The following is a 25,112-nucleotide window of genomic DNA, read 5'->3' on the forward strand; positions in this document are numbered from 1 at the left end:
TATTTCCCGCAAATATTCATTGGATACGACCCCATTACCGTGATACAGCGCAATAAAAGTGATGAAAATTCCACAAATTATCTGTATATTTACATGACACCGTATATGGTGTCATGTTTTAATCGCCATCCATGAATGATCATGAGAACAAATTTCAGAAAATATACAACCTTGAGAACTCGAGAGTAAGGTGCAAAAAGATGAAGCAACTCCTTGAGGCTTTGGGGTTCAAGGTCGAAGATGGCAAGCAACAAGGTCATAAAAAGGTAAAACATCCATGGCTAAGTGACCATCATCATTTTCGTGGCTCGAATTATACATGTGGTCATGGTGCCAATTCCGAGCTACTCAAGAATTACCCAAAAAGCATGTCAAAACTTGTTAAACGATACGAAGCAGAACTTAAAAACTATCTAGAGGAGGAAAATACACAATGACCAATAATTACACGATACTTATTCGTAAGTTGGGCGAAGCCGGCTCAGATTCCTATGAGGCACGAGTCAGAGAGTTCCCTGATTTAGTGATTTATGCAGAGACTCACGCTCAGGCATATGAGGAAACCGCCAGCTTACTACACGAGATTATTGAAGACCTGTTTGAAGAAGGCCGTTCTATTCCAAATACGATTATGCCCAATGATGATTACAGTGGAAGAGTGACGCTCCGCATCGCCAAAAATTTACATCATTATCTAGCACAACAAGCGCAAAATGAGCGGGTGAGCCTGAACCAGTATGTTAATACCCTGCTGTCTTTTTCCGCGGGTTATTATGCAATCAGATAATAGGTGGGTCTCAACCACCAGAGATAATCCAAACCATAAAAATATTTCAGGAAGCGCGCCACACATTATTGCCAGGGACATGAAAGTTCAATTCTAATGATATGAATAAATTTTCAGGAATGGGTAAAGTCGCAGCAAAGAGTCCATTCAAGCGCTCAACATTAATGATGTTAGGATTATAGGCTTCTCTGGGTTTTGTGATGATAGACCATCTTGCTGGATTGAATCAAAACCATGCGGATTATGTGCTTGGGAATTTGGCTCAGGTCACTCACTCTCAAGAGCACAAAGAGGAGGGACAGAGTAACAAGCTGATATTCTTTGCAGAAATGGGAATTAGGTGGAAATTAGATAAAAACGATAACAAGTTGTCCAAGGACAAGAGACCTAAAGATGCAATAGATGTCTGCAAAATTGAAGCCAATTACGCCGTGACCTATTCAAAAATTGCTGGCTTAACGAAAGATCATGTTCTGGCTTTTGCGAGTAAAAACGTTGTCTTTAATATTTGGCCCTATTGGCGAGAGTATGTTTCTTCTCAAACCCAAAAAATGGGGATGCCAAAACTGGTTTTGCCGTTTTACGAACCTCTGGTAGATCAAGAATTAAAGATTGATAGAGACGCTGGCAAAGTTTAATTCTCCAACGCCAAATCGGCGGGGATGGCTAACCCGACCTACGCTTGCTATTCGGATTCCGCAATATCGCCGTGTTTCCAAAGGGCGATTAAAAATCCAGTTCGCCGCTATCTGCTGAATGAAGATAACTTTGTACTGTCCCCGCATCAAATAGTCCTTGCTTGTTGTTGGCTAACGATGGATTGCATCGAAGGCATCCAAGCGCTTCTATCGCGCCCGCTCCAGGGTCGCTACATTCGTTATGTAAGCTTCGATAATCTCCTTGTGGAATGCCTGACGCAACCACCCGCGCAAAGCCGCATAAACGCACATTTGGCGACTTCGTATGATGAATCTATACCCATTGTGTTTCTATTTGCTCCCATGCTTCCTGCGGTAAAATTCCGTGCTCTCCAGGTTCTCGTTCTCGGCGTAGTTGGGCGGCGTCAACGACGATTGCACTGTAGTTGCTACCCATTTTTACTCCTGCCTTGCGGCGGTTAAACGGAAAAAAGAAAACACAGCAAGCCCGGCGTAAGCCGACCTACCCCCTTACCCATTATAGGGCTTCCAATATTCCTGCTTTTTTCTTCTCGAAGTCCTGCTTACTAATCACCCCGTCGTCGAGAAGTTGTTGCAACTTGGCAAGACGGTCAGAAACCGACTGCACCGGTTGCACCGGCAATTTTCCTTTAATGCCGTCCGCCACTTTGAGCCGCCATCGCTCCGCCCATTGCTTTTTCTCTTCGATGTAAGAGTTCTTCTTTTTATCGTGGAAATAGCGGGTTTTCTGCCAGTTGCGGTTTTGCGAACGCGTTAAATCGCCATCCACTTCGGGGTTGAAGCCGTAGTAAACCGAAAAAGCCCGTTTTTCAAGTGTTCTTGTGAAGGACACCATGACGGCTTCTTGCGGTCTTTGGATATTTTTTTGTCTAAGTAGCGAATGAATTGATTCCAGATGCTTGCAGAAAGTTCATCGCTGTCTTTATTCACCCACCACGAATGAATTTTATAGCAATCTTCTCCACCGTCAAAGTAGCCTTTCTCAACTACTACTTTAGAATACAGCAGAAAATTGTCGTCTTTATCCATACCCAAACATCCATGCTTTCCTAGGTCCCAGCCACTAGTATTTCCGGCAGTAGTGCGGTCAGTGGATGAACTGACAAACTTGGCGAGTTTGTTGCCTTCGACTTGGAATAAAAAGGCCACTTCATAAATGCCGAGGGGCGCGTGTTTTCTCTCAAATGCCGCCAACTCCCACACGCCCGGCGGCAACGGCACGGCGGTGTTGTCAGTACTGACCACAAACACATTTTGAAAGGTTTGCCCGATTTCGTGCTTCGGCGGCAGTAGCGATTGGCAACCGGCGACGATAATTGCCACCAGCAAGACGAATGATATACGCATAGTTCGTTTCTGTGAAAGTTAAATTACGATTTCCAGCAATAGAATCGAGGATAGGGATTAACTCGTATCAGCAATAGCGCCAGGACTTTGCCTTGACAAACACGCGAAGAACGCCGCTATCCGTTGAAACGGTGTTTTATTCACAAGAGACCCGGCCTAGCGGGTCGCGCTTGTTAAGACAGACGGGATACTAAATAAACAAATCTAGTTTGTCAAACAGGTTTGTCATTCTCGCGCAAGCGGAAATCCAGTGAAACACCTGAACACAAACCGCTGGCTTGAGCAACCAGCGTCCACTTGCCTTTGGGCAGGGGGCGACGGCGTTGTCGCGACCGTTCGCAGAGTACGATAAAGCGATGATTGAAGCCCCCCCCCCTTTCGGTGGATATTCTACGCTTCCGGCAATTCTGCTCTACCCTCTGTCAGGCAGTATCCAGTGCGTCTCGTATGTTCGATGACATATGCTCTCGCGAAAGTTTTTACGCTGACTCCGATCTGTTTTTGCCGATCTGTTTTTGCCGATCTGTTTTTGGTTTAAAATTTTGCCACTTCAGCAAATGTTTCAACCCTTACCAGCCGTTTGTCAACATTGAGTATATGCGTCTCTACGCGCTCTATATCTCGATTGTTGTACGTATCGACTGCCACACGAATCACTTCGGCCACTGAAGACCCGCGCGCAACTGCCATGCGCTTTAATTTATGAACATTATCAACTGATAACATGATTTGTTTTCTCACTAAATTTGTCTGGGTTGCTTGCATACTAAAACCTCTTTATTCAATGTTTGGTAGCACTATACACATACATAAACAATTTACCCATTTCATCGTCATTTCACAAGGTTTGTCACTCTCACGAAAGCGGGAACAGTGAGGCTAGGCTGCGTATTGCCCCAGCGTGGTCAGGTCCACATCATGGTTACGCATAGCGCAAAAATTCCTCATATGCGCGGTTGAAGTCATCGAGATTTTTTTCCGTGTAGGCAATAAAGTTTTGGTTCACGGTTTGGTCGAGTTCGGAATAAATCTCGGCCACCATGCTCCACATCGTCTCGCGTTGATGGGAGGCTGCACGCAATGCCTTGAAGCGTCGCCATAGTGCCTTGCTGGCCGCTTCGCCGTAATAGCGTTCAAGCATTTCACGTTCAAGCGCCTCGGGAAACACGCTGTTTGAGGCGATATTGGCAAGATCAAACAGCGGCGTATTGAATCCGGCATGTTCCCAGTCAATAATCCAGATGCGCTCGCCATCATCGATAAAATTGGCGGCGAGCAAATCGTTGTGGCAAAGCGCTGGCTCGATGGCGCCGACTGCCGCTTCCAGTTGCGCGGATATTTTCATCAATCGCGGCAGCTCCACGGCACTGCGGCAATCGCTCTCATCGAGCAGTTTTTGGTAGCAACGCGCCACATGAAACACTGAGAAACCCAAAACCGCGCCGCGCACCGCACGGCTGCCTGCCTGATGCAATGTTTTTAGCGGCGGCAGAATTTGGGCGATGTTGGTCTGCACCAATTCGGCATCTAAAGTGGTTCCCTCAATAAAGTCCATGACCAGCGCATCCGCTTGGGTGTAAACCTGTTGTGGCGCAATACCGATAACCGCCGCGGCGCGCCCGCAGGTCTGTTCGTTAAACCGCATTACATTGTGCATTGGCGCGTCGCCGCCGATACGCACTACGTATTTCGTTCCAGCATCCTCCACCAGATAGTTGTGATTGCTTAACCCGCCGTCCAGCGGTTGCGGCTCGACCAGGCCACGCCAGCACGGCAGTCGCTTGGCCTTGTCAAGCGGTCGTTCAATAAAATTTGCGGTCAAATTAATACCCTCCAATTAATACTCTCCAATCTTGGCCATTATCAAGTGTGACCCGATAATTCATAAAAAAGCGGCGACAGCCGCACCATCAGCAAAGCGCACCAAAATTTTGGTTGCACCCGAATCCAACCTTGTTTGCCACGCTTTCGTGAACGTGTCAAGCCGTCACCTTTTGCATGCCGTGCGTTGTGCGCACCTCCAGCCTGACACGGCAGCGAACCAGACCCGGCTCACAAAAAAGAATTATCGCCCGACAGCGAGGGCGCGCGCTTGATGAATGCAAAATGCGGATAACAAAGTCACAATCGTATCAACGTATTTGTATCGGCGTGGAGTTTATTCTGCACAAGGTTTTTATGGCGAGAATAGGGGTAAAATCCGGCTATGCATAACGCCGACCATGAATAACATCCAACCACCAACGCCACTGGCGGTTGATTCAAACCGCGGACTTGCGATGATGCTGATGGTGGTCAGCTCGGTGGTCATCAGCTTTGGTGGATTGATCATGCGCAGCATGGAAGCGGCGGTTCCTTGGCAGATCAATTTTCACCGCTCGGTTGCATTGTTTGGTGTTGTTAGCATCCTGATCCTGTTGCGGTATCGTGGCAAATTTATTTCAACCATCAAAAACATCGGTGCGCTGGGTTGCCTCGCAGGGGCGCTCCTAGGCATTGCCGGCATGGCATTTTTGCAGGCACTGACGTACACCACGGTTGCCAACACGCTATTCATCCTCGGTGCCATTCCATTTTTTGCCGCATTGTTCGCGCGAATTTTACTCAAAGAAAAACTAACCGGAGCGACTTTGCTGACCATGCTCGTTGCCGCCGCGGGGTTGACCGTAATGGTGCTTGAGGGCATTGCCATCGGCTCGGGCGCGGGCAATGGATTTGCGTTATTGACCGCGGTTATGTTCGCGCTGTACGCGGTCATCGTGCGCAGCAAACGGCAGCAGGATATGTTGCCGACGTTGCTCATCTCTTCGATCTTCATCATCATTGTTTCGCTGATTATGCAAGCCGACGATCTACTCGTTTCGGTGCGCGATTTGCTATTAAGTTTTGTCTGGGGCGGCTTGCTTTCGGGGGTGGCAAACTGGTTGTTTATCTACGCTTCGCGGCATCTTGCCGCCGCCGAAGTAACCCTGTTCATGCTGCTGGAATTTGCGCTGGGGCCGGTGTGGGTATGGCTGGTTGTCAACGAGCAACCTTCGAGATGGACCATCATCGGCGGCATATTAATCATTCTTGCGGTTGCGGTACGCGCCGTGGTTGAACTAATCGGCGAGTCGAAACCGTCGCACCCATCGCGCACGCCGGGCACGCCAAATTGATTCTATCGGCTTGATTTTATGGCGCGCTAAGAAAAGTTCGTCAATTCCAGAATCTCGATATCAAGTTGCCGAAATCAAATTGTTATGGCTTGTTTCATAATGTATGCTTTCAAACCACCTTTCTAGTAATTGGACAAATGCCTGCTAAGTTAGATCAACAAATCAAGTTAATCGCTCAGAGTAACGGTTTGATTTTGTTGTATCACTTTATCGACCAGGAAATTCCTGAGGCCTTATTAAATACTATTCATAATGTCCCGCCGATAACGCTGCAAACACATATCGAGGTTTTATCCAGGTTTTTTAAATTTGTATCACTGTGGGAGTTTTCGCGGGCTAAGTCGAAACGCGGTCTGGCGGCAATTACATTTGATGATGGCTATAGGAATGTGATTAAAAACGCTTTGCCTGTTCTCGAATCTTTTGGTTATCCCGCTACACTTTTTCTAAACCCGATAACGTTTTCAAAACGCTGCAACTGGAGAGACAAAATTCGATATTTGATTCACCACCAGATGGAACAAGAATTTTCCAGTGAATTTACATTTCACAATAAATCGGGACGATTTTATCGCTATAGCAAACATCCTCAAAATAACAGCGCGTTGCTTGACCAAGCCCTGGATGATTTCCTTGATAATTTTCTGAAAAGCCCTCGAAATAATCTTTGTGGCGATCTTTATGGTAATAGCCCCTATATCCAGATACCGGATCTGTTAACCCATCACCCGCTAATTAGTTACGGCAACCATAGCCAAAACCATTATGTACTCTCATCGTTGACCAACCCACAGCAGGCACAGGAAATCGAGCGATCCCATCAGTGTTTACGGGACATTTCCGGGCTGACCTTTTGTGAGTGTTTTTCCGCCCCTTTTGGAGGCGACAAAGATATAAATTCATCAACATATGAATTAGTCAAAGCCTTGGACTACCAATCTTTGTTGATGAGCAGACAAAGAATACAGCCCGGTCAATCTTCGACTAATAAAATACAAATTTTAGAACGCTTTATGCCTCGCTCTGACGACATAATTGGAGAGTTGACTCATGCGTATCATATGTAGGGCAAAATAACCGCAAGGCACTGCGCGATGGAATGGTTATACTCTCCTTGAAATACAAAGAGATGCCTGATTGAAATGTGTGGACGCTACGCCAACTATATTCGAGACTTGGGTGACTGGGAGAAAATCCTGGGCGACTGGCCTGATGACATCGTCCTGGGATATAACATCGCCCCAACCCAAACTGTGCCGGTTTTTATCGACCACAGAGACCAACACAAAGGAATGAGTATGCGCTGGGGATTGGTGCCAAGTTGGTCAAAGGAACCGGCCCCGAAATTCGCCACGTTTAATGCCCGCTCAGAAACCGTGGCGGAAAAACCCGCCTTTAGAACGGCCTGGGGAAAATCCCAAACCTGCTTGATTCCAGCATTAGGTTATTACGAATGGAAAGGAGAAAAGGGCAGCAAACAGCCTTATTTTATTCGCACCAAAAATTCCGAGCCTCTGGTCATGGCCGGATTGTGGGACTACTGGCGCGGCGACGATCTTGAACTTTACTCATGCACCATCATCACCCAACCTGCCGTGGGCCAATTAACTGAAGTGCATGCTCGAATGCCAGTGACCCTGGAGTTAAGGCAAGCCGAGGCCTGGCTAAAGGATGGCATCAACCGATTTAACCTGATCGTCAAACAACAGCATACCGACCGTCTGGATATTTATCTGGTCAGTAAAACGGTCAATCGCTCAACCAGCGAAGGAGAGGAATTGATTTCCAGAGACGTGAATTTGTAATCAAGTATTCTGAAAATCTTTTGAGCGTCAATCTCATTCACACTAAATTGAACACGCACAATCGATAAACGCCAACCGTTGTTTTCGTTGTGCGCTGTGGCTACAATTCGCGCTCCTCATCCAATTCACAGGCGGCCTTCATGTTGGAAGCGATTATCACCATCACCAGTCTTGTCCTCGGCATCGGCATCGGCTGGTGGGTACGTTCCAAATCCTCTGCCGGTAGTTCTGAAAAAATCTCCCGGCTGGAGGCTGATTTGCAATCGGCGCGGGAGGCGGAAGTTATTTCCCGAACGACTTTGAAGAATCAGCAAAATCAATTCGAGCAGGAAAAGAAACGTCTGCATGAAATTCGCAAGGAGATGGAAAATTCCTTCAAGGCAATGGCCGCCGACATCGCCAATACCAATTCCGAAACCTTCCTCAAGCAGGCAAATCAACAGTTCAAATCGCTCAAGGAAAATTCTGAAAAAGATCTGGACGAGAAGAAAAAACTGATCGACAAAAGTCTGTCGGGAATGAATGAAAAACTGGAATTCATTGGCAAGCAATCCACGGAATTAAAATCCAGCATCGACACCAGCCAAAAAACCACCGAAGCGCTCAGCGAGAACACCGCCCGCTTACGCGAGATTTTATCCTCGTCGCAAAAACGCGGGCAATGGGGCGAGCGTATGGTGGTGGATATTCTGCAGTTTGTCGGGCTGATGGAAAATGTCAATTACACCAAGCAAAGCCAGGTCGAGTCTGGCCAACGCCCCGACTTTACTTTTATTTTGCCGCAGGAAAAAAGATTGAATATGGATGTGAAATTTCCGCTGGCGCATTACGAAAATTATCTCGCCGCCGACAGCGAAGAGGCGCAAGCGCAGGAAAAAACCGCGTTTCTGCGGGATGTGAAAAATCATATCAAATCGGTTTGCGGGCACGAGTACATCAACCCCGCCGAAGGCACGCTGGATTATGTGATGCTGTTTATTCCCAACGAATCCATTTATGGATTCATCAACCGCGAAGACACCGACTTGGTGGACTATGCCTTGCAAAATCACGTTCTGCTCTGCTCTCCCCTGACGCTCTACGCGGTGCTGTCGCTGATTCATCAGGCGGCGCGCAATTTCACCATGAACGAGCGCGCCTCGGAGGTGATGGCTCTGGTGGACCAATTTCGCAACCAGTGGAAAAAATATGTCGAGCAAATGGATAAACTCGGCCGCCGCATAAAAGGCTTGAGCGGCGATTTCGATGACTTGGTGAACACCCGCACCCGCGCCCTGGAAAAACCGTTGGACAGGATTAAAAATGTTTCGCTTGCGGGTGCTGATGAGATTTCTGGTGATACGCCGGAATTGTTGGAATAATCGTTGTTAGTCTGCATTGCTCATCTCCGCGGCTAGCGCATTTTATGCTGGTCATTTCATCTCTCAAGCATTTTGTCCTGCTCATAAACAACCGCCGCGCGTTTCGTAATTTTTGCATGATGCCTTAAATGAAAATCGCATTCTTGTATGAACACCCGACTTGGTCTGATACTCTGATAGCCGCATTTGATCATCGAGGGGTGGCGCTGACCTTGCGTAACATTGCCGAACTCAGTTTCGACGCGGACGCTACCGACAAGCCCTTTGACGCAGCCATTAACCGTATCAATGTAATGCCTTCCGCAGAGCGGGAGCCACAGATTGTGTTTCAAACTTTGCACTATCTGAACTGGCTGGAGCTGGCCGGTGTGCGCGTAATCAATGGCGCCCGGGCGCATTTTATTGGCGCCTCGAAAGCGATGCAAAATGGCATTTTTTCTGCGTTAGGGATGGCCCATCCCCGGGCGGTCGCGATTTATCGACCCGCAGATGCGCTGGCCGTTGCCGACAGTATCGGCTACCCAGTGATCATTAAGCCGAATATCGGTGGCTCAGGCAGTGGCATTGCACGCTATAACACGCGGGCAGAGCTTGCAGAAACAATCCGCTTTGGTGCACTTGATCTGGGCGTTGATCGCAGTGGGCTGGTGCAGCAATACATCGAATCCGATGGTTATGTATATCGCGTAGAGGTGCTTGGCGACCAGTTGTTTTACAGCATCAGGCAGCCGATCAACGAAAGGATATTTAACTATTGCGCGGCGGACCGATGCGTCACGGCCTCGCCATCAGAAAATGGCGACGACACGTTTAATTTCTGTGTGCATGGTCGCGACCGGATTGAAGCATTTAGTCCGAGTGAATCCATCGTTGCTGAGGTCATTAAAATTGTCCGCCATTGTGGCGCCGATCTTGGCGGGGTTGAATACCTTATCGATCCAAATACCGATGCACCCTGTTTCTATGACTTCAATCCCTATTCGAACTTTGTCAGTAATGGGGAAGCGCTTCTGGGGTTTTCGCCTGAAAACCGCTACATTGACTTTATTCTGGAGTCCTTGGGGACCGCACAAGATGCGATGCCGATTGGATTAACAAAACTTGTGGATTAACGAAAACTTGATAAATTAGCGATCAGCGCTATTTTCTTGAGTTCAATTTTTTTCTGCATCTTGTGCGCCAAATCTTGATCGTGAGCAAGACAATCAACGCAGACTGCGGAATGTTGATTACTGGCTTCATGCACGGCGTTTTCCATGGCTTTGGCAATAATCTCGGCGACTTTTTCAAGTTCGCTTTCGGTCAACGATACGTTAAGCGCTTTACTCGCATCTGCAACGGCCTTATTAGCCACGTTTGCTAAGTTCATGTTTTGCTCCTGATTTTCAAAATCTTTAGCCAGTTTTATCATAAATCACTCCAAGACTACCAGATTATTTAGAATAATAAAAGCACATGTATAAGTCCACCCTCTTCGGCACTCTGGTTGATTGTGGATGAGGAAGTTGCAGGAGATTGCAAGCCGAGGCTATGATGATGCAGGACGGTGTTGCAGTCGAGTAGCCAGTTGGCCAGTTTGCGGTTAAAGCTGGCCAGGTCATGGAATAGTTGATCCTCGTGATAATCGACGAACTGCTCCTGGATGGTGCGGTTGAAGTGCTCGGCGCAGGGGTTCATTTTGTTCGTATCATCCCTGAAACGAATCCGCTTCGCGGACTAGGCGCCATTTCGCTCCCGGCGAAATGGTGGGCGAGCGGGGATAAGGCTGCCAGTGGGGTCATGCCGTGGGCATTGAGGCGTTGCTGGCAGCGTCATATGAACTCCGAGCCGTTGTCTTCGATCCTGAAGCGCGGCGGTTTTGGCAGCAGTTGGCACAGCGCGTCAAGGGCGATGGTCGCTTGGCGGCTGGACTGGCTGGCGGCTTTGATGTCGATGGCAAAGCGGGAGTGGGGGTCGATGAAGGTGAACAGGCAGCGGCTCAGGCCATCGCGCAGTCCATCGCGCAGGCGCACCACGGCATCGCAGGCGATCACTTCCAGCGGTGGATGTTTGCCGCCTTTGGGCTTGCGGGGGATGAGTTTGTGGCGGCCGATGGTGGAGACACTGGGTAGCGCGATGTCTTGCTGCCCACCAAGGTCGCAGCAAGACCCGCAGTTTGGCTTTGCCGAGGTTGAGGAATTGCTCGCTCAGTTGACGGATTTCCCTAACCCGCATCGGTGCTGTGGCTGTCGCTGGCGCTTGGGGGCGCAGGATTTGGCAGTCAGGGCTGCGCGGTCTTCGCCGGCTTAGCGCACTGTTTCCAGCGATAAAGCGTTCTGCGACTGACATCGAAGGCACCATTTGTCGCGGCTACGCCATGATCCGCGAAGAAACCGAGGATTTTGAGGCGTTCTTGAGCATGTTTGGAAGTCATCTCCCAAAGCTGCCCTAAACAAGCTATGCGGCAAAGCCTTTGTTCGGTATCCGATGTGCTGATGTTGCATAACTCTCCTTCTGCATCGGAGCGCCAAATGTATCTGAGCTTATACAGCACAATTGTTGAAACAGTATTAATGATATATCCTGGCTTCATAAAGTTTGCTCAACGGAGTCATTGGCTTATTACACTTTCGCTCGCTCAATAAATTTGAAGCGAGAGCCAGTTGGCCATCCCTGATCGCGGCGTCCAAGAGGGTCTGGGAGAGTATATCGCGCTGGGCGTGACTGCCCCCAAAGCGATTGGCGATGGGTCGTAAATTAACCAGGCAGGATACCGTCTCATCATACCGTTTTTCTCCGAATGCCAACATTGCTCGACAAGCAGGGATTCCCACATCCCGCGACATCATGGCATTAAGCCTGGTTGAATGTTCAGCAGTATTTTCAACTGCCGCCAGAATTTCCCTGGCATTAGATAATCTTCCCGCGCCAACAAACGCGATCAGGGCATGAAAGTCATTAAAGGCGTAGTAACCGTTTTCCAATTCAGTTTTACGCGCCCACATATCGGCTAGTTCGTTCCAGCGCGACCCGGTATCCACCCCCTGCAACATTAACCGCCATAATAATGCAGAAGCATCGAGAAGCTGTGATGATAAATCACAGGGCTCTGGAAGAATCCGACTATCATATAATCCCAAGGCACCGTTAAAATCATCCCTTTCCATATAGTACAGGGCGAGGTGCCACCAGTTATGGAACGCAAAGCCATTGCCGGGCGCCCAGTCATTGACCCGTTCGGTATACATGGTTATGCCCTCGTCATATCGCCCCTGCATCTCCAGAACATGGGCAATCGCATGAACCGCCCAGCCGTCGCGTGGTTCAATTGAAAGTGCATAGTAACCTGTCTCTTCGGCTATTTTATGCTGATTGCATTCTTCCAATCCAAAAGCGTACATGCCTTGAATATAGGAATATCCGGGAATATCCCGGTGCCAGTGTGTCAACGTGCGCCCTACCCGATCGCGTAAATTGAGCGCATCACCCCGGAAAAAATCGGTTAAATGAGCAAGTTGAAGAGCCATGGCATCGCGCGGATGGTCTGTCAGCACCCTGTCCCAGGTTTCGCATGCTCGATCCCAACGCCCCTCCATCCACTGACGAGCAGCATGAACGAGCATTTTTTCCCGTTCATTGGATTTAGTGGAGAGCGCTTCCGCACGCTCAATGCTATTCCTGATCGCCGAAATATACTGCCGCTCACCCATAATCAGCATGGCACTGGCGACGAAGATATGTCCGAGGACAAATTCAGGGTCGTTGTTTAGTGTCGCTTCCAAGGTTTCAACGGGGTCGCCAAAGTAACTGTGAAACCGAACCAGCGCAGTTTCAAAATCCTCAAGGCTTTGTGGTTCGCAAGCTGAAACCGGAACTTCTCGGGCATCGTGTTGGCTATTTACTGACATAATGACCACCTGTTAGTGCATCTCCTGATTATCATACCGCAAATAAAGCGGCTTTGGAAAGCAGCACAATATATACCCGTTGGCACTTTACTGAATTGTGACACTTGTTCAACCGCGCCGACACCCACAACAGGATATACCTGACACTTTATTTAATATGCTCCGCCCTGTTCCACTGTTAGCATCCGTATTGATTGATAAATTTCAGAAGAATTTCTTAAACACGTTCACTGTCCGAGCTCGGATACCAATGAGACTGAACACACAACAAGGGCGAACACACGGGTTCTCCCCTGCGGCAACTCATGGAAAAGTATAATCCCCACCACCTCCGTCATTGCTGTAGATGTTCACTAATTCGATGACAAGACTCATTCATTTGTTTGGGTGTTCTCGCATTGATGCCGTAGTGCGGTCGGGCCTCGTTGTCATAGACGAGAGACTGCTCCAATTCGTCCTTGAATTAGTCCAGCGCGTCAAGGGCACGCCTGCTATCAGATCTTCGTTCAAGGTTCTCCAGAAACGCGCTGCCTTGCCGTTGGTTTGTGGTTGAGCGGATTGAACCGCTCCAAGGCGCTGAACATGACCGTGAGGTGCTTGATCTCTTCTGCCGCTCAGCCCAAGCGATGCGCGTACACCGCCAAAGGTGATGAGGTCTTGGCTCAGGCAATGGCAGTCTATAGAGCCCGGTTCGCCAGCTTTGTGCTTGATGATCCTTGGTTTATTTTGTTGCATGGCGGACTTCAGTCGGTCAAGGCCGTGTCGCTTGGTTCACATCCATGCTGGACAGGCTCTTGGTGCGTTTGGAAACGCCGATGGGGTATTATCAACAACTTACCCAAACCGCCTGATTTTGTCTCATTTGTGGTGAACATATGCAACATGTTGCATTCGGTCCCTAAGGTTGATATAGTCGCGCAGTCGCTTTGGATAAAAAGTGCATCGGCGGTCAATCCGTTGCCATGCCGCTGAATTTGTCAGCGTAGCCGAAACGCCGAAGTCTTCGTCAATATGAGCAGACTATCTTCAGGATAGCCTGTAAGATACGGTGATAGAATCGGTTAATCCGAAGGACCTTTTGAAAAATTTTAACCGCGATTAAAAAAATGATCGCAGTTTTTGGGCGGTGGCGCCCAAACAGACCTTGAGAATATTGAAAAAGAGATACGTAGAATTGAACAGGTGGATAGAAAAATGCCTTGGAAATGTGCCGCGAGAGGTAAAAACCAGCAACTGTTGATGGTTTATGCTCTGGGGTACGAAGTAATCAGAAATAGCCAGATAATAGTTAGGTGTTAATGGTTCAGATTTTATATTTATGCTATTTAATTTTCCAAATAGCAAATTGCCTGACGCGTTACGCAAATCACTTTTCTGGCTCGGCTCTGGTTCCGAATGGGACCAGCAAATTAGCTTGATGGTTTAGGCAAAATAGAATCTAGCAGTAAACAAGTTATCAGTTTTGTAACCGAGAAAATTTAGAGATTGAAGTCATCTCTTGTTTAAATATAACAAGATAATACGAATTTGAACACTGAACAGACTTTAAGTTGCGGATTCAGTCATACATAACGCAATAATAATAACGCAATGCGTTGCTTCTTTAAGCAAATCATCTGGTTTCTACCCTTTCCTGCCCCTTCTCGTTTTTTATTCTGTCAGAGCGCCCCTAGTTTAGATTTAATCTGTCCATTTAGAGGATGGACACTAAATACTGCCATGTGATTTCTGTGGGACTTGTCCTGTTTTAAGCCCACTAACCAGGCAGATGGAACAAATAATGAAAAGAATGTTATTTAATGCAACCCATGCTGAAGAGCTGAGGGTTGCAATCGTTGATGGGCAGAGGCTCATCGATTTAGATCTGGAATCAGCGATAAGAACTGAGAAAAAAGGAAATGTTTATAAAGGCGTAGTGACGAAAGTTGAACCAAGTCTTGAAGCATGTTTTGTAGATTACGGCTCCGAAAAGCAGGGTTTCCTGCCCCTTAAGGAAATATACAGGGGTTACTTTAGGCAATATGAATCAAAGACACCCATTGCCCAGGTCAGAATTGATTCGGTAATCAAGGAAGGTCAGGAGATGATCGTTCAGGTAGATAAAGATGAGCGTAGCACTAAAGGTGCCGCTTTGACCACTTTTGTCAGCCTCGCAGGACGCTTCCTGGTGTTAATGCCGAATAATCCAAAAGGAGGTGGCATTTCACGGAGGGTCACAGGAGATGAACGTACCGGATTGAGAGATATTTTATCTAATTTAAAAATTGATCCCCAACATTCGTTAATCGCACGAACGGAAGGTATCGGCCGGAATCAGAGCGAACTTCAATGGGACCTGGATTTTCTGCTAAAACTTTGGGAAACCATTGAACAATCTTCAATCGGACCCAAAGCACCGTTCCTGATTTATCAGGAAAGCAATCTTATCGTTCGATCGATTCGTGATCATCTTTCAGAAGATATTACTGAAATCATTGTCGACGATGAAGAAGTGTATGAACGTGCAAAGCGTTTCATCAACCAGGTTATGCCCCAAAATTTATTCAAGCTAAAACTTTATAAGGATAACATACCCTTATTTTCGCGTTACCAGATTGAAAGCCAGATAGAAGCGGCTTTCAACCGTGAAGTTAGTTTGCCTGCGGGCGGGTCGATTGCGATTGATCACACAGAAGCGCTGATTTCCATTGATGTTAACTCTGCCCGCGCAACAAAAGGCGGCGACATTGAAGAAACCGCCTTACAAACCAACCTGGAAGCGGTCGATGAGATAGCGCGCCAACTCAAGGTACGTGACATGGGCGGTTTAATTGTCATTGATTTAATTGATATGACGATTAATCGCAATCAACGAACCGTAGAAGCCCGGTTAAAACAGGCGTTGCAAACTGATCGGGCGCGTGTCCAAGTAGGTCACATATCTCGTTTTGGATTGCTGGAAATGTCTCGACAACGATTGAGGTCATCTATAAGCGAAGCCAACTACAGAACATGCCCGCGTTGCGAGGGTATGGGGACGATCCGTAACGTAGTGTCATCTTCATTGAATCTGTTACGAATAATTGAAGACCAGGCCCTGAAAGAAAATACCGAAGCAATACAAGTCATTCTGCCGCTGGACATGGCTACTTATCTTTTGAATGAAAAACGATATGAACTAAGCCAACTCGAGTCAAAACTGGTTTCCCGAATAATCATTATTCCTTCGGATGAACTGTCCAGTCCACACTTTCAAATTAAACGGCTACGCAGCGATGAACTTGATGAGTTGGGCGGGGTCGCCAGCTATAAGCAGAAAATTAAAATTGAAAATCCTGAACCCAGTGCATTTTCAAAACCAATCGCAAACAAACCCGAGATTGCATTGGTTAAACTTGGCGAGATTGCCCATCGTGCGCCCCCTACTCCCAAATCGGCGATGCACCCGGCCACAAACGTCGAAAAAACCGGATTTTTACGCCGCATTGGCGCCGCGGTTTTTAGACGTAACGATTCAACCAAGGCATCAGCATCTGAAGAAATAAAGAAACCATCCGACCGGCCAAGGAGAAAGACATATAACCGATCCGGCACTCAACCTGCCAAAGGGCGAGGCCGGGGCAGCCATCAGCAAAACAGAAGCCAAAACCAGAGCCAGAAAAAAAATCAGGGCGAAGATATCGGCCAGAAAAATCAAAGCCGACAGCAACTAAATCCCGGGCGAGATAATAAATCTGCTGATTCTGGTCGATCTCAACAAAATAAGCCAAATCAACGCAGGCACTCAGCCGCATCAAACAAACCGAGGTCGCAAGGATATTCACAGGACAAGCGTAATAATCAAAACACGAACCCGCAGAGATCACGCCTCATTCCAACTGCACCCGATGAAAATATTCCAGACGATATTGGAAACAGATAAGGTCTAATCCTGACTGAGGTTTGCCGCCGATTTTAGCAACCGGCTGAGATTCAATAAAATTGAAACTTTGGTTATTGAAACTTTAGCATTTGGATTGAGCCGAGGATAACGCAGAAGAGGCATTGTTCCAGGCAGTAAGAAATTCATTGAAATGAGTTTGATTCGATGATTTCAGTAGTGCGCGCACTTTTTCGCATTCCTGATCATACTGACCCTTGCTAAACTTTCCTCGGATTAGCTCCCATTTTAAATAAACCAGATAGGTGTTTAACGCATCGGTTTCGCAATATTGTCGAATCTCTTCAATGCCTCCTGCCTGGTAAGTCGACCAAACTGTTGCCCCGCTCATGCCCAGCTTGCCCGGAAATCCGAGCATAATGGCAATTTGATTTAATGGCGCCGCGGCGCGTAAATTGAAACCCGCCAAAACGTCCATTAAATCCACATGACGCCAGTGGTAGCGGCTTAAATAATTGTTGAATCTAAACTCCCGCTCACCATCGCCATTGTCCCAGTAACGTTTTGCGACAACATTATTGAGCAATGATCGATAGTGCAACACCGGCAAGTCAAACCCGCCGCCATTCCAACTCACCAAGGTTGGGGAATATCGATCGATGCCATCATAAAACCGCGTAATCAGATCGCTCTCCGGCGAGTCAGCTGTTCCTAACGACCAAACTTTAAGGGCATCTCCGGTTCGAAGCACGGCGGAAATCGCGACAATTTTGTGCAGGTGCAGCGGAAGAAAATCAGAGTCTCCGGTTTTTTGCACCTGTTTTGCAACCATGGCTTTTGCAATGTCATCGTCGGATAGCTCTGCTAACTCATACAAGCGGCCGCCGGACCGGGTATCAGGAATTGTCTCAATGTCGAATACCAGTATGTTCATTTGCACAACAGCGCACTATCGATGACCACGAAAACACAAGGGTTGCAACCCGTGGATTTCAACTGCAAATTATTATTTATCATGTCGGTGCTGGATTTGGCAAGCAAGTTGGATCTGTGATTTTGAGCAGCAATTTGAACATTGCGACAATATCAATTAAGGATATGCCGATGAAACGCTGAATCGGCGTTTCATTTATAATTTAGCCGGTTATTTATCTTGATACGTGTTAAAATACTGGCCATAAAAATCAATGCCAACCCATTTTTGAAAAATGAAAAATACGGTTACTGAACTGCTTATTTCCAATCTTAAACGAAAGGCAGCATCTAAACAATCAGCCGCAGAAATTGATTTTATTCGAGCCTATTATCACCGACTGTCGAGACAGGATTTCGAAGTTCACCGGTCTCTGGAATTCAGAAACGCCGCGTTAAAACATCGCAAGCTGGGTATCAGAAGAAAACCCGGAGAAACCATAGTCGCACTATATAATTTTTTTCCGTCTGGACAGTCGCACGACACTCAAGAAAAAACCATCATTAACATAATTTTGGATGACCAACCATTCGTCATAAATTCATTGTTAATGAAATTAAACGGGTTACGAAAAACGCCCCTACAAACACTGCACCCGTTGTTTGAGGTAACCCGAGACAAAAATCACAAAGCCACCGCGTACCAAAAATTTCGTCCAACAAGTCAACCGTTGAATGAAAATACTTTTATTGAATCGCACATTCAATTTGTAATCGACTACACCCCTGAAAAAGAACACCAGGCAATCGCAATCGTGTTCAAAAATGTGATTGCTGAAATCAATGGCGTTGTAACTGACTGGCAACCCATGAGTCAGCAGGTCTTGAAACATGCTGAAATCGTCGATTCAATGAAACAAGGACCCGCATTTGTTGAATATGGTGAATTATTCAGATGGATGACCCAGGATCATTTCGCCTTCCTGGGGTACTGCGAACTTGAGGTATCGGGCTCGGCGGCCAATCCATCAGTCAAACTCAACAAATCGTCGTTGCTGGGTACCTTAAAAACAGCTCACACAAACGATGCTAAATCCGTTATGGGTATCCTGCCAAACATTGTATTTACGAAAACATCACCCATCGTTTTCACCAAGACACGTCAACGGGCTAATATCCATCAACCCAATTATATGGATTGCATTTTATTTGACCATGGATTTGAAAGTGGCCCGGAAAATAACTTGAAAAATAAAGGCTCAAAAAAGAAAGTAAGTTGTTTCCTCGGATTTCTGGCCGGATCAACCACCGCGTTGCCGACCTCCGACATTCCCCATTTGCGTACTAAAACGGCTCACGTTTTGGAATCAAGCACGCTGCGCAAAGGCGGTTATGCCTATAAAGAATTAAGAACAATACTGGAAACATTACCCAGGGAAAAAATATTCCAAATGGATATAAAAAGTTTGTATTCATTGTGTATGACACTATTAAATCAGGAAAGGCGTAAAACTCGATTGCACCTGCATAGAAATATATGCGGTCACTACTATTCTTGTCTGGTTTATGTGACAAAGGATCTATTTAACAGTCAGTTACGAACCAGAATCCAGGACTTCCTGGGCAAACAACTTAACGCGGAGGAAATTGAATTCGACGTTTATTTCTCCTCTTCTATCTTGACCCGAATTCATTACACCATCCACACAAACCCCGAGTCGGCAATTTCGGTTGATCCAATCGCGCTTGAAATTTCAGTACAGGAAATAGCCCGAGATTGGAATGACAACCTTTATGAAAAACTGAAATTACAATTTGAGCGAGAGGCAGCAAGTGAAATCCTGGAAAATTTTCGTGATGGCTTTTCGGCCGCATATCAACAAGATTTCACGATTGACAATGCGGTATCAGACCTTCAAGTTTTTCGGAATTTGGAGGCAGGCGAGATTCATGCGTCCTTAACGCTCTCAAAAAGACCGGGCGTCGACCAAGGAGCATACGCCAGTTTTAAGCTGTATTGCGTCAATAAAATGGCGCTGTCGGATGCGATTCCGATCCTCGAGAATATGGGCGCGCGTATTCTCGGTGGACGACCTTATAAAATAAAAACCACAAAAGGCAGCCTATACCGCATATTGGAATTCGAGATTGTCCGTCAGGACAGAAAAAAGTTTGACTTTGAAATTAGCGCACGAAATTTTGAGGTTACGTTCATTCAATGCTGGAACGGTGCAATTGAAAATGATGGTTTTAATGAACTCACCCTGCTGGCCGGTATTAGCTGGCGACGTATCAATCTTTTTCGAGCCTACTTCCGTTACCTGAAGCAAATCCGGCTGCGCTACAGCGAAAATTACATCATTGAGGCGATAACAAAGAATCCTGAACTGGTTGTCGCCATATCCAATCTATTTGCGGCCCGATTTGATCCACGCAAGAAAAACACCGGCGTTCGGAAAAATAATCTGAATATAAAGCGACTGCTCAACGAAGTCGGCACCCTGGATGAAGAGCGAATAATACGCGCCCTTCTTGATGTCATAGCGGCAACGCTAAGAACTAATTATTTTCAACCCAGTCAAGACAACTCACCCAAATCATACATTTCCTTTAAACTGGATTCACGCTCGATACCCAGAATACCGGAACCCATCCCCCGATTTGAAATATTCGTGTATTCACCGCGCATTGAAGGCGTTCATCTCAGGGGCGGGCTGGTCGCCCGGGGTGGATTGCGTTGGTCGGAACGACCCGAAGATTTCCGTACCGAAGTTCTGGGATTAGTCAAGGCGCAACGGGTAAAAAACGCCGTGATTGTGCCAGTCGGTTCAAAAGGCGGTTTTGTAGCCAAACAACTGCCGGTTAGCGGGCCGGATGAAATACTCAAGGAAGTCATCGCCTGCTACAGAGTATTTATTAGCGGCCTTCTGGATGTCACGGATAATTTGTCAGGCAGCAAGATTATTCCTCCACAAAATGTTGTCAGGATGGATGAAGATGATCCTTACCTTGTTGTTGCCGCTGACAAAGGCACCGCAACATTTTCGGATATTGCAAACGAAATTTCAGAAAATTATGGGTTTTGGCTGGGCGATGCGTTTGCCTCCGGCGGTTCCGCCGGTTATGACCACAAGAAGATGGGGATTACTGCTCGCGGGGCTTGGGAATCAGTAAAGCGCCACTTCAGGGAACTGGGCAAGGACATTCAATCCGAGCCGTTTACGGTCGCAGGCATCGGCGACCTGGCGGGCGACGTATTTGGCAATGGCATGTTGCTTTCCGATCAAATCCAACTTGTCGCGGCATTCAACCACAAGCACATATTCCTCGACCCCGATCCAGATATTGCGGTTAGCTATAAAGAGCGGAAACGAATATTCGACCTGCCCCGCTCTTCATGGACTGACTATAACCCGAAACTGATTTCCAAAGGCGGCGGCATTTATTCTCGAGAGGCGAAGTCAATCACACTTTCGCCACAAGTTAGAAAAGTTCTTGGCGTAAAGCAGGGCCGCTATGCACCGAATGATTTAATTAATGTAATATTAAAATCTGAAGTTGAACTGCTTTGGAATGGCGGTATCGGCACATATGTTAAATCATCGTCCGAGTCCCATCAGGATGCGCAGGATCGGAATAATGATAGTCTGCGAGTAAGCGCTTCTGAATTAAGATGCAAGGTTATTGGCGAAGGCGGAAATCTGGGCATGACCCAAAGGTCTCGAATTGAATTTTCCCAAAAAGGCGGATTATGCTATACCGATGCCATCGATAATTCAGCCGGCGTGGACACGTCTGATCATGAAGTGAATATAAAGATTCTCCTCAATGCTGAAATGCAGGCAGGACGTCTCTCACTGAACAGCCGAAATGCCGTGCTGGCAAAGATGGAACAGGAAATAGGGCATCTGGTTCTTGCCAACAATTACCTGCAAACCCAGATACTGAGCATTGAAACGGCATACAGTTCCGAGTTAATGCCGCAACAATCCCGTGCGATTTCACAACTAGAAGAAAAGGGATTGCTGAACCGGGAACTGGAATACCTTTCAGATCGTGCTGAGCTTAGCGATCGGTTTGAAACCGGGAAATATTTGACCCGCCCAGAATTAGCTGTGCTTCTGTCCTACAGCAAGATGGACCTTTATCAGCAATTACTCGACTCCGGACTGCCTGATAACAACTACCTTAAGGAAGAAATAGAAAATTATTTTCCTGGCCTGATTACCGGAAAGTACCTGAAGCAAATTCATAAACACCGACTAAAAAGAGAAATCATATCAACCCAGATTACCAATAATCTTGTCGGCACCATGGGCACAACTTTCCATCTGCGCCTGGCGGAACTAACTGGCAATTCGGTAGAAACCATTACCGCTGCATACATTGCGGCCAGGGATATTCTGCAAAGCAATACCGTAATTAAAAAAATTCAGTTGCAGGACAACAAGATAGATGCCTGTTTACAGATGCGCTGTCTGACCGATATAACCAAAACTCTGGAATCTGCGATCCTGTGGCTGATAAGACATTCCAGTCAACCTATTAACATCCGCGCCACGGTAAAACGGTTTTCCACGGACTACCAGCAGTTGCTCATAAACTTTGGGCGAGATTTTGAGAAAACCTCCAATCTCGCCCTGAACCACCAGAGCCAGCAATATTTTAGCAGCCTCAAACAAAGCGGACTGCCCAAATCCCTGGCCCGGAACATCAGCGCAAGGATGGCGATTGTGAATGCGCTGGATATTATAAATATCGCCCTGAATTCCAAGCAATCGGTGGCTCTGGTTGCCGAAGTGTATTTTGGTGTCGAACATATGCTTGGACTCGAATGGTTGCAGCATCAAATATCCAACCTGCAAGTAAAGAATAATTGGCATGAAAGATCAAAGTTTAGTCTGGCCAGCGATTTGAGGAGCCACCAAACCGATATTACTGCCAATATCATTTCTTCAAAAGCTAAAGCCTCTGCCAGCAATAGATTGGATGCCTGGGCACATAATAATAGCCAGTTAATTGACAATCTGGAGCAAATGACAATCCGCCTGAAAGAGGAAGTTAGCCCCGATTTTGCTATGCTCTCGGTATTGGTAAGTGAGTTAAGTCGTTTGAAATAAAGTTGTTTATTGCACTGGCGACAAAATCAAACGGTTTGCAAACATTGTCGAAGAGCGCTTATATTTATCCATGAATGAATGTATTGGATTCTGGTGCGCAACGCGATAAATTCCAGGAATGACCCAACAACTGCTTTTAGAAATTGCCGATGAAGCCCGGAAATTTATTGGCAGTAAACGATCCCTTGAGCTAGCAACGGTAACTCAAAACGGCCAGCCTCTGGCTAGCTACGCACCGTTTTATCGTAGTAATCCCGGTATTTTTTATATTTTTGTCAGCACCCTGGCCGCACATACATCCAACCTGGATAACGCCAACTTCGATAACAGTATTGCAAGTATCCTTATTATTGAGGACGAAAAAAATACTCTCCAAATATACGCGCGTGCTCGCCTGAGTTTTCAATGTATTGCCGATGAAGTTCCACCAGGGGTTAGCGAGTTCGATGAAGCATTCGGGAAATTAAAGGAAATACACGGAGCAGTCATCACCACTCTTTCCAGCCTTGCCGATTTTAAATTATTTAAACTAACGCCTCAGTCAGGGCGTTACATTAAGGGGTTTGGTCAGGCCTATGAGATTGATTCCCAGCTCACACAAGCAAAACCAGTGGCCCGATAATCTACTGAATATCGATTCTCGCCTTGATGCCAGCTTGTGTTCATTCGGGGTCATCAGTAGTATCAATCTATCAATTTTTAGTTCAACATCGTGAAGAAAATAGATTTTACACCAGGTTTGCCCCAGGTCGCTAATCCAAAGTTTTCAATTCCAAAAACAAATCTATGGGTTTTTGGATATGGCTCGTTAATGTGGAATCCGGGTTTTTCACACACCGACTCACAACCTGCGCGGATTTATGGTTTTCACCGCCGACTATGTCTTTGGTCCACACAATATCGCGGCAGCATAGCGCGACCGGGATTGATATTAGGGCTGGACCGGGGAGGGTCATGCCGGGGCATGGCATTTAGAGCCCATGATCACAACATCAAACACACAGTGAGCTATCTTTTTGACCGAGAGATGATAACCGAAGCCTACAATCCGATAATTATATCCATTCATTTACAATGTGGAGAGGTGGTTAACGCGCTGACTTTTGTTTCAAAAACAGGGCACCCCAATTACGCCCAAAGAATGGATATCAAAGAAGCCGTATCGCTCATCCGCAACGCCAAGGGACCGAGGGGCACAAACGTGGAGTATATTTTAAATACCGTCGATTATCTCAATGCACTGGGCATCCGCAATACCGAATTGCATCGTATCGCCGCCGCGCTTTAGCCCCTTTAAAAGTTGCGCCTGATTTGGCATTAAGATGAGCAATTACAAAACTTAATATTATTTATCTTATGACTGAAGAAACACTTTTTAGCAAAATTATAAACCGGGAAATTCCTGCGGATATTTTATTTCAGGACGCTCGAGTCACCGCGTTCAGGGACCTTTATCCCCAGGCTCCCACCCACCTATTAATCGTCCCGAATAAACCAATTCCGACCGTCAACGAAGTAACCGAACAGGACCAGGCGGTACTGGGCTACCTGTTTATTGTTGCCAAAAAACTGGCCGAACAAGAAGGCCTGGCAGAAAACGGTTATCGCTTGATTATCAACTGTGGAAACCACGGCGGGCAGGAGGTTTACCACCTGCATATGCATTTAATGGGCGGCAGACGACTAGGGCGAATGGTTGCGGCAGATTAACGCGCCGGGCTATCGGCAGTCTCCAGCAATACCACCGCCTGGGCTGCAATGCCCTGCTGTTGGCCGATAAATCCCAAGCCTTCGGCGGTGGTTGCTTTGATGTTGATCTGACTCAGGGCGATAGACAAATCCGATGAAATATTCTCCCGCATTGCTGAAATATAAGGAGACAGGCGCGGCTTTTCCGCAATGATGGTGCAATCCAGATTACCGATTTTCCATTGTGCATGGCGCAGCATTGCGGCAACATTTCTTAACAGTATCCGACTGTCCAAATCTTTATATTGGTCATCGTCGGGTGGAAAATGATGGCCGATATCACCCATAGCCGCCGCGCCAAGACAGGCATCGCATATCGCGTGTAATAATACATCCGCATCGGAATGACCCGCCAAGCCCAGGTGCCAGTCTATTTCAACACCACCCAAAATTAATTTTCGGCCTTTGACCAATGCGTGGATATCGTAACCGTTACCGATTCTCATT

The 25,112-nt window shown here is 46.9% G+C and carries 26 protein-coding genes; 14 read left to right on the forward strand and 12 right to left on the reverse strand.

Annotation, left to right across the window (positions count from 1 at the left end; genetic code table 11):
• Window positions 1–200 precede the first annotated feature (200 nt).
• From ACPXXB_RS08345 to ACPXXB_RS08355, 3 genes are all read left to right on the forward strand, one after another.
• On the forward strand, window positions 201–437 hold the full coding sequence (locus ACPXXB_RS08345) for a type II toxin-antitoxin system HicA family toxin (RefSeq protein ID WP_423906488.1): 237 nt from the start codon (window positions 201–203) through the stop codon (window positions 435–437).
• Window positions 434–787: a toxin-antitoxin system HicB family antitoxin gene (locus tag ACPXXB_RS08350; RefSeq protein WP_423906490.1), complete on the forward strand. Its 354-nt coding sequence runs from the start codon at window positions 434–436 to the stop codon at window positions 785–787. Before ACPXXB_RS08345 ends, ACPXXB_RS08350 begins: the two co-directional genes overlap by 4 nt.
• A 200-nt stretch (window positions 788–987) precedes the next feature.
• Complete coding sequence (locus ACPXXB_RS08355; protein ID WP_423906492.1) at window positions 988–1,425, forward strand: hypothetical protein; 438 nt, start codon at window positions 988–990, stop codon at window positions 1,423–1,425.
• Between the two features lie 334 nt (window positions 1,426–1,759).
• Here the strand turns inward: ACPXXB_RS08355 and ACPXXB_RS08360 are convergent, their stop codons facing one another.
• The 5 genes from ACPXXB_RS08360 to ACPXXB_RS08380 form a co-directional block, all read right to left on the reverse strand.
• Window positions 1,760–1,882, reverse strand: a complete 123-nt coding sequence (locus ACPXXB_RS08360) for a hypothetical protein (RefSeq protein ID WP_423906494.1) — start codon at window positions 1,880–1,882, stop codon at window positions 1,760–1,762.
• Window positions 1,883–1,963: 81 nt separating this feature from the next.
• The gene (locus tag ACPXXB_RS08365; RefSeq protein ID WP_423906496.1) at window positions 1,964–2,236 is read right to left on the reverse strand and encodes an SHOCT domain-containing protein; all 273 of its coding nucleotides are present in this window, start codon (window positions 2,234–2,236) and stop codon (window positions 1,964–1,966) included.
• Complete coding sequence (locus tag ACPXXB_RS08370; protein WP_423906498.1) at window positions 2,221–2,814, reverse strand: hypothetical protein; 594 nt, start codon at window positions 2,812–2,814, stop codon at window positions 2,221–2,223. Before ACPXXB_RS08370 ends, ACPXXB_RS08365 begins: the two co-directional genes overlap by 16 nt.
• A 534-nt stretch (window positions 2,815–3,348) precedes the next feature.
• Entirely contained in the window at window positions 3,349–3,540 is a 192-nt protein-coding gene (locus tag ACPXXB_RS08375) for a hypothetical protein (RefSeq protein WP_423906500.1), read from the reverse strand.
• Between the two features lie 196 nt (window positions 3,541–3,736).
• Complete coding sequence (locus tag ACPXXB_RS08380) at window positions 3,737–4,636, reverse strand: phosphotransferase (protein ID WP_423906503.1); 900 nt, start codon at window positions 4,634–4,636, stop codon at window positions 3,737–3,739.
• A 400-nt stretch (window positions 4,637–5,036) separates the two neighbouring features.
• On the opposite strand from ACPXXB_RS08380, the gene ACPXXB_RS08385 reads away from it, so the two are divergent.
• From ACPXXB_RS08385 to ACPXXB_RS08405, 5 genes are all read left to right on the forward strand, one after another.
• The gene (locus tag ACPXXB_RS08385) at window positions 5,037–5,972 is read left to right on the forward strand and encodes a DMT family transporter (protein WP_423906506.1); all 936 of its coding nucleotides are present in this window, start codon (window positions 5,037–5,039) and stop codon (window positions 5,970–5,972) included.
• Between the two features lie 137 nt (window positions 5,973–6,109).
• Window positions 6,110–7,039 carry a polysaccharide deacetylase family protein gene (locus ACPXXB_RS08390; protein ID WP_423906509.1) on the forward strand — a complete coding sequence of 310 codons (930 nt, stop codon included), beginning with the start codon at window positions 6,110–6,112 and terminating at the stop codon, window positions 7,037–7,039.
• 75 nt (window positions 7,040–7,114) lie between these two features.
• Window positions 7,115–7,777, forward strand: a complete 663-nt coding sequence (locus ACPXXB_RS08395) for an SOS response-associated peptidase (protein ID WP_423906511.1) — start codon at window positions 7,115–7,117, stop codon at window positions 7,775–7,777.
• A 140-nt stretch (window positions 7,778–7,917) separates the two neighbouring features.
• The gene (locus tag ACPXXB_RS08400) at window positions 7,918–9,138 is read left to right on the forward strand and encodes a DNA recombination protein RmuC (protein WP_423906514.1); all 1,221 of its coding nucleotides are present in this window, start codon (window positions 7,918–7,920) and stop codon (window positions 9,136–9,138) included.
• Window positions 9,139–9,266: 128 nt separating this feature from the next.
• On the forward strand, window positions 9,267–10,250 hold the full coding sequence (locus ACPXXB_RS08405; protein WP_423906517.1) for an ATP-grasp domain-containing protein: 984 nt from the start codon (window positions 9,267–9,269) through the stop codon (window positions 10,248–10,250).
• Here the strand turns inward: ACPXXB_RS08405 and ACPXXB_RS08410 are convergent.
• Both ACPXXB_RS08410 and ACPXXB_RS08415 read right to left on the reverse strand, forming a co-directional pair.
• Complete coding sequence (locus tag ACPXXB_RS08410; RefSeq protein ID WP_423906519.1) at window positions 10,247–10,507, reverse strand: hypothetical protein; 261 nt, start codon at window positions 10,505–10,507, stop codon at window positions 10,247–10,249. The two genes, ACPXXB_RS08405 and ACPXXB_RS08410, sit on opposite strands and share 4 nt — an antisense overlap.
• A 68-nt stretch (window positions 10,508–10,575) precedes the next feature.
• Window positions 10,576–10,815 carry a hypothetical protein gene (locus ACPXXB_RS08415; RefSeq protein ID WP_423906522.1) on the reverse strand — a complete coding sequence of 80 codons (240 nt, stop codon included), beginning with the start codon at window positions 10,813–10,815 and terminating at the stop codon, window positions 10,576–10,578.
• A 107-nt stretch (window positions 10,816–10,922) separates the two neighbouring features.
• Here ACPXXB_RS08415 and ACPXXB_RS08420 point away from each other — a divergent pair, with 107 nt between their 5' ends.
• Window positions 10,923–11,249, forward strand: a complete 327-nt coding sequence (locus tag ACPXXB_RS08420; protein ID WP_423906525.1) for a hypothetical protein — start codon at window positions 10,923–10,925, stop codon at window positions 11,247–11,249.
• 149 nt (window positions 11,250–11,398) lie between these two features.
• Here the strand turns inward: ACPXXB_RS08420 and ACPXXB_RS08425 are convergent, their stop codons facing one another.
• From ACPXXB_RS08425 to ACPXXB_RS08435, 3 genes are all read right to left on the reverse strand, one after another.
• On the reverse strand, window positions 11,399–11,551 hold the full coding sequence (locus ACPXXB_RS08425; protein WP_423906527.1) for a hypothetical protein: 153 nt from the start codon (window positions 11,549–11,551) through the stop codon (window positions 11,399–11,401).
• Between the two features lie 136 nt (window positions 11,552–11,687).
• Window positions 11,688–13,025, reverse strand: coding sequence for a tetratricopeptide repeat protein (locus ACPXXB_RS08430; RefSeq protein WP_423906530.1), 1,338 nt, complete (start codon window positions 13,023–13,025; stop codon window positions 11,688–11,690).
• 375 nt (window positions 13,026–13,400) lie between these two features.
• Window positions 13,401–13,760, reverse strand: coding sequence for a hypothetical protein (locus ACPXXB_RS08435; RefSeq protein WP_423906533.1), 360 nt, complete (start codon window positions 13,758–13,760; stop codon window positions 13,401–13,403).
• Window positions 13,761–14,805: 1,045 nt separating this feature from the next.
• Here ACPXXB_RS08435 and ACPXXB_RS08440 point away from each other — a divergent pair.
• Window positions 14,806–16,926, forward strand: a complete 2,121-nt coding sequence (locus ACPXXB_RS08440) for an Rne/Rng family ribonuclease (RefSeq protein ID WP_423906534.1) — start codon at window positions 14,806–14,808, stop codon at window positions 16,924–16,926.
• A gap of 82 nt (window positions 16,927–17,008) precedes the next feature.
• Here the strand turns inward: ACPXXB_RS08440 and ACPXXB_RS08445 are convergent, their stop codons facing one another.
• Window positions 17,009–17,818, reverse strand: coding sequence for a 3'-5' exonuclease (locus tag ACPXXB_RS08445; protein WP_423906537.1), 810 nt, complete (start codon window positions 17,816–17,818; stop codon window positions 17,009–17,011).
• 274 nt (window positions 17,819–18,092) lie between these two features.
• On the opposite strand from ACPXXB_RS08445, the gene ACPXXB_RS08450 reads away from it, so the two are divergent.
• From ACPXXB_RS08450 to ACPXXB_RS08465, 4 genes are all read left to right on the forward strand, one after another.
• Window positions 18,093–22,916 carry an NAD-glutamate dehydrogenase gene (locus ACPXXB_RS08450; RefSeq protein WP_423906540.1) on the forward strand — a complete coding sequence of 1,608 codons (4,824 nt, stop codon included), beginning with the start codon at window positions 18,093–18,095 and terminating at the stop codon, window positions 22,914–22,916.
• 118 nt (window positions 22,917–23,034) lie between these two features.
• The gene (locus tag ACPXXB_RS08455; RefSeq protein ID WP_423906543.1) at window positions 23,035–23,538 is read left to right on the forward strand and encodes a HugZ family protein; all 504 of its coding nucleotides are present in this window, start codon (window positions 23,035–23,037) and stop codon (window positions 23,536–23,538) included.
• Window positions 23,539–23,628: 90 nt separating this feature from the next.
• Window positions 23,629–24,204 (forward strand): gamma-glutamylcyclotransferase, encoded by a 576-nt coding sequence (locus ACPXXB_RS08460; RefSeq protein WP_423906545.1) that lies wholly within the window; start codon window positions 23,629–23,631, stop codon window positions 24,202–24,204.
• A 68-nt stretch (window positions 24,205–24,272) separates the two neighbouring features.
• Window positions 24,273–24,626, forward strand: a complete 354-nt coding sequence (locus ACPXXB_RS08465) for an HIT domain-containing protein (RefSeq protein ID WP_423906547.1) — start codon at window positions 24,273–24,275, stop codon at window positions 24,624–24,626.
• On the opposite strand, the gene ispF is transcribed toward ACPXXB_RS08465, so the two are convergent.
• Window positions 24,623–25,111 carry a 2-C-methyl-D-erythritol 2,4-cyclodiphosphate synthase gene (ispF, locus tag ACPXXB_RS08470; RefSeq protein ID WP_423906550.1) on the reverse strand — a complete coding sequence of 163 codons (489 nt, stop codon included), beginning with the start codon at window positions 25,109–25,111 and terminating at the stop codon, window positions 24,623–24,625. The two genes, ACPXXB_RS08465 and ispF, sit on opposite strands and share 4 nt — an antisense overlap.
• Window position 25,112: the final 1 nt, after the last annotated feature.

Origin of the sequence: Candidatus Spongiihabitans sp. (assembly GCF_965237845.1) — a bacterium.
GTDB lineage: Bacteria > Pseudomonadota > Gammaproteobacteria > Arenicellales > Poriferihabitantaceae > Spongiihabitans.